We start from the raw sequence: 13045 nt of genomic DNA, 5'->3' as shown, positions 1-13045 counted from the left end.
CTGAGGAGGGTCAACATGTCAGAAATGACCGTTAAGGATTTTGCAGCGAAGGTGGGGCGCGACGTCCCCCGCCTGCTGGAACAGATGAAAGAAGCCGGGCTCGAGCACAAGGCCGAAACTGATGCGGTGTCCGAGGAGGACAAGCGTCAACTGCTCGACTATCTCACCAAGAGCCATGGCGGCGGCGGTGCGGGGGCCAAGAATCGCATTACCCTGACCCGCAAGACCAGAAGCCGCATCAAGACCGGTGAGCGTGGCAAGACCATCGAGGTGCAGGTGCGCAAGAAACGCACCTACGTCAAGCGCGCCGAGGACGAGGCGCCGGCTTCCGAGTCGGTGGAAGACGCCGGACCGCGCCAACTGGTGGGCGACATGGCGGATTCAGAGGCCAAGCGCGAGGCGCTTGAGGCCAAGGAAGCCAAGGAGGCCGAGGAGCGTGCTGCCGAACAGGCTGCGCGTGACGAGGCGGCCAAGGCGGAAGCTGCTGCGCCGGCCGAGAAGCCTGCCAAGGTGGCCGAGGTGCCGAATATTTCGGTACCCGATCTCGAGTCGGGTGAGCCGCCCGCCGAGCCGCCGGCCCCTCCCAAGGAGGGACGCAGTGACCGCCGTACGGCGCCACCGAAGAAGGCGGCCGCCAAGAAAGGGCGAGGTCGTGATGACGACGATCGTGGTGATCGTGAAGAGCGTCGTCGTGGCGGTGCCAAGAAGGCGAAGCGCTCCGAGCGCCGTGGCAGCCGCCGTGGCGGCTCCCAGGGTGGCGGCCAGCATGGCTTCCAGAAGCCGACCCAGCCGATCGTTCGCGAAGTCTCGATCCCTGAGTCGATCAGTGTTGCCGAATTGGCCGACAAGATGTCGATCAAGGCCAACGAAGTGATCAAGGCGATGTTCACCATGGGCGCCGCGGTGACCATCAACCAGACCATCGACCAGGACACCGCCGCCATCGTGGTGGAGGAGATGGGCCACAAGCCCAAGCTGGTCAAGGACGATGCGCTGGAAACCGAAGTGCTGTCCGGAATCTCCTACGAAGGCGACGAGATCACCCGTTCGCCGGTGGTCACGGTCATGGGTCACGTCGATCACGGCAAGACCTCGCTGCTCGACTATATCCGCAAGGCCAAGGTGGCCACCGGTGAAGCTGGCGGCATCACCCAGCACATCGGCGCCTATCACGTGGAAGACAAGCACGGTGGCGTGACCTTCCTCGACACTCCGGGCCACGCGGCGTTCACCGCCATGCGTGCCCGCGGTGCCAAGGCCACCGACGTGGTCATCCTGGTGGTGGCCGCCGATGACGGCGTCATGCCCCAGACGATCGAGGCGATCGAGCACTCCAAGGCGGCGGAAGTGCCGATGGTGGTGGCGGTCAACAAGATCGACAAGGAAGGCGCGGACTTCGACCGTATCCGCAATGAGCTGTCCCAGCACGGCGTCATCTCCGAGGAGTGGGGCGGCGACACCCAGTTCGTGCACGTATCGGCCAAGACCGGTGAAGGTATCGATGCCCTGCTGGAAGCGGTACTGCTGGTCTCTGAGGTCCTCGAGCTCAAGGCCGTGCCGGATGCGCCCGGCAAGGGCGTGGTGGTCGAATCGCGTCTCGACAGGGGCCGTGGCCCGGTGGCCACGGTTCTGGTCCAGAACGGCACCCTGCGCAAGGGCGATATCGTCCTGGCCGGCCTGCACTACGGACGTGTCCGTGCGCTGACCAACGAGCTCGGCCAGCAGGTCGACGCCGTGGGTCCGGCGATGCCGGTGGAGATCCAGGGGCTTGACGGAACCCCGGACGCCGGTGACGACTTCATGGTCGTGGCCGACGAGAAGAAGGCCCGCGAGGTCGCCAACTTCCGCCAGGGCAAGTATCGCGAAGTGCGCCTGGCGCGCCAGCAGAAGGCCAAGCTGGAGAACATGTTCAGCCAGATGGGCCAGGACGAGGTGGCCAAGGTCAACATCGTGCTGAAGGCCGACGTGCAGGGCTCGCTGGAAGCCATCAAGGGTGCTCTGGAAGAGCTCTCCACCGGCGAAGTGGAAGTGGCCGTGGTGTCCTCCGGCGTGGGTGGCATCACCGGTACCGACGCCAACCTGGCGCTGGCTTCCGAGGCCATCGTGGTCGGCTTCAACGTCCGTGCCGACGTCGCCGCCCGCGAGATCATCGAGCGTGAAGGCCTGGATCTGCGCTACTACAGCGTCATCTACCAGCTGATCGACGAGGTCAAGCAGGCCATGAGCGGCATGCTGGCACCGGAGTGGAAGGAAGAGATCGTCGGCGTGGCCGAGGTTCGTGACGTCTTCCGCGCACCGAAGATCGGCGCCGTGGCCGGCTGCATGGTGGTCGAGGGCAGCGTGCATCGCAACAAGAAGATTCGCGTGCTGCGCGACAACGTGGTCATCTACGAAGGTGAGCTCGAGTCGCTGCGGCGCTTCAAGGACGATGTCAACGAAGTGCGCAATGGCATGGAGTGCGGCATCGGTGTGAAGAACTACAACGACGTCCAGGTCGGCGACAAGATCGAGGTCTTCGATCAGGTCAAGGTCGAGCGGACGCTCTAACCGCCCGAGGAGTCGAGCATGCGCGAATTCAAGCGTACCGACCGAGTCGGCGACCAGCTGCAGAAGGAGCTGGCGGTACTCATCCAGCGCGAGGTCAAGGACCCGCGGCTGGGAATGGTCACCGTCAGCGGGGTCACGGTCAGCCGTGACCTCGGCTATGCCGACGTGCATGTGACCCTGTTGGGCGAGGATGATCCCGAGCGCATCAAGGAAAATCTCAAGGTGCTCAAGCAGGCCGCCGGTTTCCTGCGCAGTCAGGTCGCCCGCCGCATCAAGTTGCGCCATGTCCCGGAGCTGCGCTTTCATTACGACGAGAGCGTGGTGCGTGGCCAGCGGCTGTCATCGCTGATCGACGAAGCCGTATCCCATGACCGTGCCCGTAACGAGGCCGACCACGACACGGATGACGGCGGCGCTTCGGGCAATCACGGTGGCAACGTCAGCGATAGCCAGGATCGAAACGACGATGAGGGAGAGCGGGGCTGATGGCGCGACGCCGCCGCGGTCTACCGGTCAATGGAATATTGCTGCTCGACAAGCCCTGGGGCGTGTCGAGCAACCATGCCCTGCAGCGTGCCCGGCGTCTGTTCCAGGCGCAGAAGGCAGGCCATACCGGCACCCTCGACCCGATGGCGACCGGGCTGTTGCCGGTCTGCCTGGGAGAGGCGACCAAGTTCTCCTCGTACCTGCTCGAGGCCGACAAGGTCTACCACACCCGCGTTCAACTGGGAGTGGTGACCGATACCGGCGACGCCGAGGGCGAGGTGGTCGAACGCCATGCGGTGCCGTTCCTGAGCGAGGCTGACCTGGAAGGCGTGCTGGCGCGTTTTCGCGGCGAGATCGAGCAGGTGCCGCCCATGTATTCGGCGCTCAAGCACCAGGGCCGCAAGCTCTACGAACTGGCCCGTGAGGGCAAGACGGTTGAGCGTGCAGCAAGGCGTGTGACGGTGTATGATGCGCGCCTTCTGGCTCATGAAGGCGACGCCTTCACGCTGGAGGTGCGGTGCAGCAAGGGCACCTATATCCGCACCCTGGCCGAGGATATCGGCTGGGCACTCGGATGTGGTGCTCACATTACCGAGCTGCGGCGGTTGAAGACCGGCCCCTTCGAGGCTTCCGGCATGGTGACCTTCGACACGCTGGAGGCGAAGCCGGGTCAGGTTGAACGCGAGGCGATGCTGCTTCCCGTTGATGGGCTGGTGGCACACCTGCCCGAGCTGACCCTCGACAGCGAAGGGCTGAAACGGCTGCGGTACGGCCAGTCGGCGCCGATCGATCCCGCGTCCATGGGCGAGGGCGAGACGGCAAGACTCTATCACGGCGGGTCCTTTCTGGGTCTCGGCGTGGTCAGGGTGGCAGGGGAAATCGCTCCCCGCCGCCTGCTGAGCACCGCGACAGCGGGCTCGGCATGACACCAGCGCCTTCGGGCGCAGGCATGGGGACTGCAAATATGCGTGGTCTCCGACATTCATTACTCAGGCATATTGCTTACTGGAGAGACAGATGGCACTGACCGCTGAAAAAAAGGCCGAAATCGTCAATGAGTTCGGTCGTGGCGACAACGACACCGGTTCCCCCGAAGTGCAGGTAGCCCTGCTGAGCGCCAATATCGACGGCCTGCAGGACCACTTCAAGACCAACAAGCAGGATCACCACTCACGTCGTGGCCTGATCCGCATGGTCAACCAGCGCCGCAAGCTGCTTGACTACCTGAAGCGCAAGGATTTCGAGCGCTATCAGGCTCTGATTCAGCGCCTCGGCCTGCGTCGTTAAGAAAAGGGTCATTCGCTACTGCGCTCGATATCCTGAGCCGTCGGAACGCGAATGTCACCTTCTCTTGGGTAAACGTCAAAACGGGTAGCCCCATGGGGCTGCCCGTTTTGCATTCCCCGGTGTCAATGTGCGGCTATTGGTGGCCCTCGCGCCCGTCAACCCCTAAAATAGTCGCCGAGTCAAAACGACCCAGACATCGAAAAGTTGAAGGAAATCGCCGTGAATCCGGTCAAGAAAACGTTTCAGTACGGTCGCAGTACCGTCACCCTGGAAACCGGGCGTATCGCCCGCCAGGCCACCGGTGCCGTGATGGTCACCATGGACGACACCGTCGTGCTCTGCACCGTTGTCGCCAGGAAAGAGCTCAAGCCAGGCCAGGACTTCTTCCCGCTGGCGGTGTTCTATCAAGAGAAAACCTATGCGGTCGGCAAGATACCGGGTGGCTTCTTCAAGCGTGAGGGGCGTCCCACCGAGAAGGAGACCCTCACCTCGCGTCTGATCGATCGCCCGATCCGCCCGCTGTTCCCGAAGGGGTTCATGAACGAAGTACAGGTGATCTGTACCGTGCTCTCCACCGATCGCAACCATGATCCGGATATTGCCGCGATGCTCGGCACCTCGGCGGCCCTGTCGATTGCCGGTGTCCCGTTCAATGGACCGCTGGGTGCCGCGCGCGTGGGCTTCGACGAGGAGAAGGGCTATTTCCTCAACCCCACCGTGGAAGAGCTGGCCAACTCCGAGTTGGACATGGTCGTCGCCGGTACCGAAAAAGCGGTGCTGATGGTGGAATCCGAGGCCAAGGAACTGCTCGAGGACGAAATGCTGGGCGCCGTGCTCTACGGCCATCAGGAGATGCAGGTCGCCATCCAGGCCATCAAGGAGTTGACCGCCGAGGCCGGCAAGCCGAAGTGGGACTGGCAGCCGCCTGCCGAGAACACCGCCCTGAAGGACGCCGTGGCCCAGGCTTTCGAAGCCAGGGTGGGCGAAGCGTACCGTGTCACCGACAAGATGGCCCGCCAGGACGCCCTCTCTGCGCTGAAGGCAGAAGCCGTCGAGCAGCTCGCTGGTGAGGAAGAGGGCAGGTTCGACGCCGATGACGTCAAGGGCGCCTTTGCCAGCCTCGAGAAGCGTGTGGTGCGCTCCCGCGTGGTCAAGGGCGAGCCTCGCATCGATGGCCGTGACCAGAAGACCGTGCGTCCTCTGAACATCGAGGTGGGCAGCCTGCCCAAGACCCATGGCTCGGCCATCTTCACCCGCGGCGAGACCCAGGCGATCGTCATCGCTACCCTGGGCACCCTGCGCGATGCCCAGTTGATCGAGTCGCTGGAAGGCGAGCGCAAGGACCGCTTCCTGCTGCACTACAACTTCCCTCCCTACAGTGTTGGAGAAGCCGGTTTCATGGGTGGTCCCAAGCGTCGCGAGATCGGCCACGGTCGTCTGGCGCGCCGCGGTGTGCAGGCCATGTTGCCTTCCGCCGACGACTTCCCCTACACCATCCGTGTCGTTTCCGAGATCACCGAATCCAACGGCTCGAGCTCCATGGCCTCTGTATGTGGTTCGTCACTGGCACTGATGGACGCCGGCGTACCGATGAAGGCGCCGGTGGCCGGTATCGCCATGGGCTTGGTCAAGGACGAGGATGGTTTCGCCGTGCTCACCGATATCCTCGGTGATGAGGATCACCTGGGTGACATGGACTTCAAGGTGGCGGGTTCTGCCGCCGGTGTGACCGCCCTGCAGATGGACATCAAGATCGAGGGCATCAACGAGGAGATCATGGAGGTCGCCCTCCAGCAGGCCAATGAGGCACGGTTGCACATCCTCGAGCAGATGAACGACGTGATCGCTCAGAGCCGTACCGAGGTCTCCGAAAACGCGCCTTCCATGGCGACCATCAAGATCGATCCGGACAAGATCCGCGACGTCATCGGCAAGGGCGGCGCCACCATTCGCAAGATCTGCGAAGATACCGGCGCCTCCATCGATCTCGACGACGACGGTACCGTGCGTATTTACGCCGAGGACAAGGCGGCTGCCAAGAAGGCCATCGATACCGTGCTGGCGATTACCGCCGAGGCGGAGATCGGCAAGCTCTACCGCGGCAAGGTGGTGCGTATCGCCGACTTCGGTGCCTTCATCAATATCATGCCGGGTACCGACGGTCTGGTGCATATTTCGCAGATCGTGCCGGAGCGTGTCAACGACGTGCGCGACTTCCTCAACGAGGGCGACGAGGTCATCGTCAAGGTGCTCGACATCGACAACCGCAACCGGGTGAAGCTTTCCATCAAGGAGATCACCGTGGAAGAGAAGGCCGCCTTCGAGGCCGAACAGGCCGAGACCGCGCTGTAAGCCGTACTCGACACAAAAGCGAACCGCCCCCATGGCCATGGGGGCGGTTTCGTATCTGCCTCTTATAAGAGGAAGCGCTGATTCATGTCGCGAGCGATGAGAGGCTGATCGCCGGCGGTCAGATATCGAGCGCAGGAATGAATCAGGGTTTTCTCACCTCTCGATCGCGAGGGCAACACCTTGCCCACCGCCGATACACAGGGTGGCAAGGCCTTTCTTGGCATCCCGGGCGATCATCTCGTGCAGCAGGGTGACCAGTACCCGGCAGCCGGAGGCCCCGATCGGGTGGCCAAGGGCGATGGCGCCACCATTGACGTTTACCTTGTCGGTGTCCCACCCCAGCTCCTTGTTGACGGAGAGTGCCTGGGCGGCAAAGGCTTCGTTGGCTTCGACCAGGTCCAGGTCATCCAGCGACCAGCCGGCCTTTTCCAGGCAGCGACGTGTGGCCGGCGCCGGGCCGATACCCATGATGGCCGGGTCGACGCCGGCATTGGCGTAGGCCGCAATGCGTGCCAGGGGCTCGAGGCCCAGGGCCTTGGCCTTCTCGGCCGAACAGATCATGACCACGGCGGCACCGTCGTTGATCGAGGAGGCATTGCCGGCGGTGATGGTGCCATCCTTCTTGAACGCCGGACGCATGGTACCGAGTTTCTCGGCGTCGACTTCGCGTGGGTTCTCGTCAGTGTCGAACACGACCGGATCGCCCTTGCGCTGGGGGATCTCCACCGGAACGATCTGGCCCTTGAACTTGCCTTCGCGAATGGCCGCGGCCGCCTTCTGCTGGGATGCCGCGGCGAACTCATCCATCTGTTCGCGGGTAATGCCGTACTTCTCGGCGAGATTCTCGGCGGTAACGCCCATGTGGTAGTCATTGAAAGCATCCCACAGGCCGTCATGGACCATGGTGTCGATGGCCTTCCAGTCGCCCATGCGCTGGCCGTTGCGCGAGTTGGGCAGCACATGCGGGGACGCCGACATGTTCTCCTGGCCGCCGGCGATGATCAGCTCGGCATCGCCACAGCGAATCGCCTGGGTGGCCAGATGCAGGGCCTTGAGGCCGGAACCGCAGACCTTGTTGATGGTCATGGCAGGCACGGTATCCGGCAGGCCGGCCTTGATGGCAGCCTGTCGGGCCGGGTTCTGCCCCACGCCTGCCGTCAGTACCTGCCCGAGGAGCACTTCATCGACCTGGTCGGCGGCGACGCCGGTATTGGCGAGGATATCCTTGATTACCAGAGCGCCCAGATCACTGGCGGGGATGCCGGCCAGGGAACCCCCGAAGGCCCCGACGGCGGTACGGCGGGCAGCAACGATCACCACTTCTTGCATGGGAAATACTCCTGAAGTCGGTCGCGGACATTAACGGGCTTTGACCGTGTCAGCATAGGCGACCCTTGTGCGCTGCGGCAATGCCCAATAGGGCGTAAGGCCGCTTCCGGACAGGCGGGCCGCCCCCGGTGTTCATGATGCTCAGGCGAGCTGGACGGGAATGGCATTGCTGGTATGGCTGACCTCGTTGCCTTCCTGCAGATAGACCAGGGCCGGCTGGTGGCTTTCCAGTTCCGCATCGCTGTAATGGGCGTAGCTGCAGATGATCACCCGGTCACCCGGACCGGCCAGATGGGCAGCGGCGCCGTTGATCGAAATGACCTTCGAGCCTTCCTCGGCGCGAATGGCATACGTGGTGAAACGCTGGCCATTTTCCACGTTGTAGAGCTGTATCTGTTCGTTTTCGCGAATGCCGGACATCTCCAGGAGGTCGCCATCGATGGCGCAGGAACCTTCGTAGTCGAGCACGGCATGGGTGACGCGGGCCAGGTGCAGCTTGGCCTTGAGCATGATGGTATACATGGAACAGGGGGTCCTCTTGGGCTCGATGGCAGCTGATGCTGCCAGGGACAGTCAGTGCGGTAGCGTCAGGGTCAGGTTGTCTATCAGGCGCGCAGGCCCGAGCTGGGCCGCGGCCAGCAGCACCGCCTGGCGCGTTTTTCCGGTAACGGGGCCCAGGTCGTCGGCGCGCAGTTCCAGGTAGTCGGGCTCGAAGCCGGACTCACGCAGCCGAGCATGGGCGTCATCAAGTGCCGAGTCGGCCGGATCGCCGGATTCCAGGGCGGCGCGGGCCTGGCATAGCGTGCGGTAGAGGGCTGGCGCCCGGGCGCGCTGCTCCGCGGTGAGATAGCCATTGCGCGAGGAGAGCGCCAGGCCGTCCTCGGCGCGTACGGTGGGAACGCCAATGATGTCGATGGGAAAGTGCATGTCATCGGCGAGCTTGCGGATCACCGCCAGCTGTTGGTAGTCCTTCTCGCCGAAGCAGGCCACATCCGGCTGGGCCAGATTGAACAGGATGCTCACCACGGTGGAGACACCATCGAAGTGGCCCGGGCGAGCTCCGCCGCACAATCCTTCACTCACTGCGGGTACGCAGACCCGGGTCTGCTCTTCCAGGCCTCTGGGATAGAGCATCGCCGTGTCCGGGGTGAACAGCAGGTCACAGCCGGCCTCTTCCAGCTTGGCCTGGTCATCGGCAAGGGTCCGGGGATACGCGTCCAGGTCTTCGCCCGCGCCGAACTGCAGCGGATTGACGAAGATGGTCGCCACCACCACATCGGCATGACGACGGGCGGTCTCCACCAGGGCCAGGTGGCCTTGGTGGAGGTTGCCCATGGTGGGGACCAGGGCGATGCGCCGGCCGTGGCGGCGAAACTCGCCGAGGGTTTCGCGCAGCGCGGGAATCTCTCGTAGGGTACGCATCAGCGGGCTCCAGGAAGAGGGAACACTAGAAACAGTGCTCCTCGGCCGGGAAACGGCGAGACTTGACGTCCTCATGGTAGCGATGGAAAGCACCCGAGATGTCGTCGGCCTCGGCCATGAAGTTCTTGACGAAGCGTGGGACGCGTCCGTGGGTGACGCCCAGCGCGTCATGCATCACCAGGATCTGGCCGTCCGTATCGGGTCCGGCACCGATGCCGATGACGGGTACGTCCAGCGCTTCGCTGACGGCCCGGCCCAGGCTCGCCGGGACGCACTCCAGCAGGATTACCGAGGCGCCGGCTTCTACCAGGGCACGGGCGTCCTCCAGGATCTGTGCGGCGCGCTCGGCGTCGCGGCCCTGTACCTTGTAACCGCCCAACTGGTAGACGGTCTGAGGTGTCAGCCCCAGGTGGGCACAGACAGGCACGCCCCGGCGGGTCAGCTCGCGGATGCCGTCGGCCATCCAGGCCTCGCCTTCCACCTTGACCATCTCGGCACCGGCACGCATCAATTCTCCTGCATCCTGCAGCAATCGTTCCTGGCTCGAATTGCTCATGAACGGCAGGTCGACCATCAACAGGCTCGATCCCTTGCCGCGTGCCACGCAGCGGGTGTGGTAGCAGATGTCGTCCAGGGTCACCGGTAAGGTGCTGGCATGGCCCTGCAGGACCATGCCGAGGGAATCGCCAACCAACAGTACCTCGATACCGGCCTCGCTGGCGGTTCGGGCGAAGGAGGCGTCATAGGCGGTCAGGCAACTGAACGTTTCGCCTGCGCGCTTATGGGCTTGCAGCGTGCTCAGGGTGACGGTTTTCATTATGTGCTCTCGTGTTGTCCTCGGGGTGGCTGGCCTGGGCCATGCCTCCTGCGATGCGCATGATAGTTACCAGAATGCGATTGCAGTGTCGATAGGTAACACCTCAGGCTCTTTTTGGGGAGCATGGTAACGCCTGGATCATTCCGGCTGTACCCGTGCTCCCGGCCAGTTCATCGATCAGGTCGGCAATGCGCCTCCCATCGGGAAGCCGCAGGGCCGGGGTCAACTCGGCGAGGGGGAGCAGGACAAAGGCGCGCATGCACATTTCCGGGTGTGGTATGCGTAGCCGGGGAGACTCGATGACCTGTTCTCCGAACAGTAGCAGGTCCAGGTCCAGAGTGCGGGGTCCCCAGCGGTACTGCCGGACCCGCCGGTGGTGCTGTTCGAGCGCTTGCAGCTGGTCGAGCAGAGCCAGGGGCGAGAGCCGCGTCTCGAGCCGAGCCACGGCATTGATGAAATCGGGCTGGTTCTGGGGGCCGACAGGACGGCTGGCATACAGGCGAGAGGCATGCATGCAATGCGTCAGGGGCAGGCTATCGAGCGCTTCCAGGGCTCGGCTGACCTGTTCCCGGGGCTGGTCGAGATTGCTGCCGAGCCCGATGTAGACGTCGGCCACCGGGGTCATGAGCCATCGGGAGGAGAGCTGCGCCGACGGCGCTTGCGCGGACGGCGGCGCTTTGGCCGCGTGCCGGGGCCGGCGTCATCGCCTGCCTTGTCGAGCAGGCGCTGTTGCTCGTGCTCGTCGCCTTCCTGGTAGGCCGTCCACCAGTCGCCCAGCCCCGGCTCGATTTCACCCGCTGCCTCGCGCAGCAGCAGGAAGTCGTAGGCAGCCCTGAAGCGAGGATGTTCCCGAGTCAGGATGGCGCGCTTGCCACGGCGCTGGGGCAGGCGTTGCTGCAGGTCCCAGATGTCCCGCATCGGCATGCTGAAGCGTTTGGGAATCGAGATGTGCTGCAACTGGCGGGAGAGGACCTGTTGCGAGGCCAGTTGCAGTGCGGGTGTGGGCGGCATGTCCTCGGCTTCCAGGGTGGCCTGGCGCAGTTGCACGGGCCCCCAGAGCAGCGCGGCGAACAGGAAGGCAGGCGTCACGGGGCGCTCTTCACGGATACGCTTGTCGGTGCTGGCCAGGGCCTGCTCGATCAGTCCTTCGGTCCAGGGCAACCTGGCGATGGCCTCTTCGGTCTCGGGAAAGAGCATGGCGAACAGGCCATAGTGGCGGAGCATATGAAACGTATCGACGCCGTGGCCGGCCATGAACAGCTTGAGTATCTCGTCGAACAGCCGGGCTGGCGGGATCTGCAGCAGGAGCGCGGCATGCTCATGGATCGGCGCCTCCGAGTCCGGCGCGATATGGAAGCCGAGCTTGGTGGCGAACCGCACTGCGCGCAGCATGCGCACCGGGTCTTCACGGTAGCGGGTTGCCGGATCGCCGATCAGGCGCAGGGTGCGGGACTCGATGTCGCGAACGCCGTTGGCAAAATCGTGTATCGAGAAGTCGGCGATGCTGTAGTAGAGCGCGTTGATGGTGAAATCGCGTCGTATGGCATCTTCCTGGATATTGCCCCAGACGTTATCGCGCAGCAGCAAGCCATGCTTGGATTGCTGGGCGAGATGGTCGCCGTGGTCATCGTTGGGTCGGCCCCGGAAGGTGGTGACCTCGATGACTTCGCGGCCGAAGCGCACATGCACGATGCGGAAGCGCCGTCCGATGATCCGCGAGTTGCGAAACAGCTCACGAATCTGCTCCGGTGTCGCGTCGGTGGCGACATCGAAATCCTTGGGCATCCTGCCGAGCAGGGAGTCGCGGATGCAACCGCCGACCAGGTAGGCCTCGTAGCCGGCGTTGTGCAGGCGATAGAGTACCTTGAGCGCCGCCTCGCTGAAGTGTTGACGCGATACGGGGTGCTCGTCGCGGGGAATGATGCTTGGACCGACTTGGTGACCGGCGGCGGCATCCTCGGGGCCGAAGAGTGACCTGAAGTGCTCGCCAGGGCTCTGCAGAAAGCGGGTAAATCCTTTGAACATGCGGTGATTTCGACTCGCAGTGTGCGAAAGTTGTTGAGTGTAGCCGACCACCGACACCTTGCAAAGCGATGAGCCGGTTTACGTTCGGGCAAAAGCAAAAGAGGAGGCCGATTGGCCTCCTCTGACAAGCGTGAAATGTGCTGCGTCCATGCGGCTGTTTCTTCTTCGTGATGGCACATCGCCTTGAATACGCACCACAGTCACCAAGGATTTCACAGGCAAGCAATGTTGTTGTGATTGTTGACGTTCCTGGTGGCGACCGCCTCGTATTCAAAACAATAATCCAAGCACGACGGCATGAAGATATGCCTGCCTCCGGCTTGTTGATGTTGTTGCCGAAGGTGCGCGTTTGCGGCCATTGTTCTTGTTGTTGGCCGGGGTTGGCGCATCGCGTCCTGTTGGATCCGGTGCTTCGAGCCTGTATTGGAATTATTGCTGGCATCGAAGGGCGGACATGTCGGGATGGCGATTGTTCTTGTTGCTCCCGCTTCCGCATCGTTCCACGGCCCGGCGTTATTGTTGTTGGCGCGGGCCCTGTCTCGCCTGGCCGCCTTGTTGTTGTTATTGGCGCGGGTGACAGCCGGATGTTGTTTTTCTTACACAGGAATATTGCATGGCACATGCCATGTCGATTACTGGACAAGAAAAACAGACAGTTATGGCGAGTCACCAAGTGCGGCCTGCTAGATCCCTCCGAGGGTGTTACCCATCTTGCGTCATGGTGGGGCGGATTCTGGGTGGGAAGGTAACACCTGGTGCAGAGTCTCCCGTGGTGCACGA

The 13045-nt window shown here is 63.3% G+C and carries 12 protein-coding genes; 6 read left to right on the top strand and 6 right to left on the bottom strand.

Going from position 1 to position 13045, the window contains the following annotated elements; all coding sequences use genetic code 11:
* Positions 1 to 15 precede the first annotated feature (15 nt).
* The 5 genes from infB (at position 16) to pnp (ending at position 6672) form a co-directional block, all read left to right on the top strand.
* Entirely contained in the window at positions 16 to 2547 is a 2532-nt protein-coding gene (gene infB / locus C1H69_RS08380; protein WP_102652950.1) for a translation initiation factor IF-2, read from the top strand.
* Between the two features lie 18 nt (positions 2548 to 2565).
* On the top strand, positions 2566 to 3033 hold the full coding sequence (gene rbfA / locus C1H69_RS08375; protein WP_102652949.1) for a 30S ribosome-binding factor RbfA: 468 nt from the start codon (positions 2566 to 2568) through the stop codon (positions 3031 to 3033).
* Positions 3033 to 3959 (top strand): tRNA pseudouridine(55) synthase TruB, encoded by a 927-nt coding sequence (truB, locus tag C1H69_RS08370; RefSeq protein WP_102652948.1) that lies wholly within the window; start codon positions 3033 to 3035, stop codon positions 3957 to 3959. Before rbfA ends, truB begins: the two co-directional genes overlap by 1 nt.
* A 91-nt stretch (positions 3960 to 4050) precedes the next feature.
* Entirely contained in the window at positions 4051 to 4320 is a 270-nt protein-coding gene (gene rpsO, locus C1H69_RS08365) for a 30S ribosomal protein S15 (RefSeq protein ID WP_043512930.1), read from the top strand.
* A gap of 219 nt (positions 4321 to 4539) precedes the next feature.
* Positions 4540 to 6672 (top strand): polyribonucleotide nucleotidyltransferase, encoded by a 2133-nt coding sequence (pnp, locus tag C1H69_RS08360; protein ID WP_102652947.1) that lies wholly within the window; start codon positions 4540 to 4542, stop codon positions 6670 to 6672.
* A 153-nt stretch (positions 6673 to 6825) separates the two neighbouring features.
* Here the strand turns inward: pnp and C1H69_RS08355 are convergent, their stop codons facing one another.
* The 6 genes from C1H69_RS08355 to pcnB all read right to left on the bottom strand — a co-directional run bounded on the left by C1H69_RS08355 (position 6826) and on the right by pcnB (position 12265).
* Positions 6826 to 8001, bottom strand: coding sequence for an acetyl-CoA C-acetyltransferase (locus C1H69_RS08355; protein WP_102652946.1), 1176 nt, complete (start codon positions 7999 to 8001; stop codon positions 6826 to 6828).
* Positions 8002 to 8142: 141 nt separating this feature from the next.
* Positions 8143 to 8523, bottom strand: a complete 381-nt coding sequence (panD, locus tag C1H69_RS08350) for an aspartate 1-decarboxylase (protein WP_102652945.1) — start codon at positions 8521 to 8523, stop codon at positions 8143 to 8145.
* A gap of 51 nt (positions 8524 to 8574) precedes the next feature.
* Positions 8575 to 9423 carry a pantoate--beta-alanine ligase gene (panC, locus tag C1H69_RS08345; protein WP_102652944.1) on the bottom strand — a complete coding sequence of 283 codons (849 nt, stop codon included), beginning with the start codon at positions 9421 to 9423 and terminating at the stop codon, positions 8575 to 8577.
* A gap of 25 nt (positions 9424 to 9448) precedes the next feature.
* Positions 9449 to 10240, bottom strand: coding sequence for a 3-methyl-2-oxobutanoate hydroxymethyltransferase (gene panB / locus C1H69_RS08340; RefSeq protein ID WP_102652943.1), 792 nt, complete (start codon positions 10238 to 10240; stop codon positions 9449 to 9451).
* Positions 10241 to 10343: 103 nt separating this feature from the next.
* Complete coding sequence (gene folK / locus C1H69_RS08335) at positions 10344 to 10865, bottom strand: 2-amino-4-hydroxy-6-hydroxymethyldihydropteridine diphosphokinase (protein WP_102652942.1); 522 nt, start codon at positions 10863 to 10865, stop codon at positions 10344 to 10346.
* A complete protein-coding gene (pcnB, locus tag C1H69_RS08330) occupies positions 10862 to 12265 on the bottom strand; it encodes a polynucleotide adenylyltransferase PcnB (protein ID WP_102652941.1) in 1404 nt (467 codons plus the stop codon). Before pcnB ends, folK begins: the two co-directional genes overlap by 4 nt.
* Positions 12266 to 12688: 423 nt before the next feature.
* Here pcnB and C1H69_RS23245 point away from each other — a divergent pair, with 423 nt between their 5' ends.
* Positions 12689 to 12952 (top strand): hypothetical protein, encoded by a 264-nt coding sequence (locus C1H69_RS23245; RefSeq protein ID WP_133154960.1) that lies wholly within the window; start codon positions 12689 to 12691, stop codon positions 12950 to 12952.
* Positions 12953 to 13045: the final 93 nt, after the last annotated feature.

Source organism: Billgrantia endophytica (assembly GCF_002879615.1).
GTDB lineage: Bacteria > Pseudomonadota > Gammaproteobacteria > Pseudomonadales > Halomonadaceae > Halomonas > Halomonas endophytica.
The sequence above is the reverse complement of the archived record's forward strand: the minus strand, read 5'-3'. Positions and strand labels throughout refer to the sequence as shown.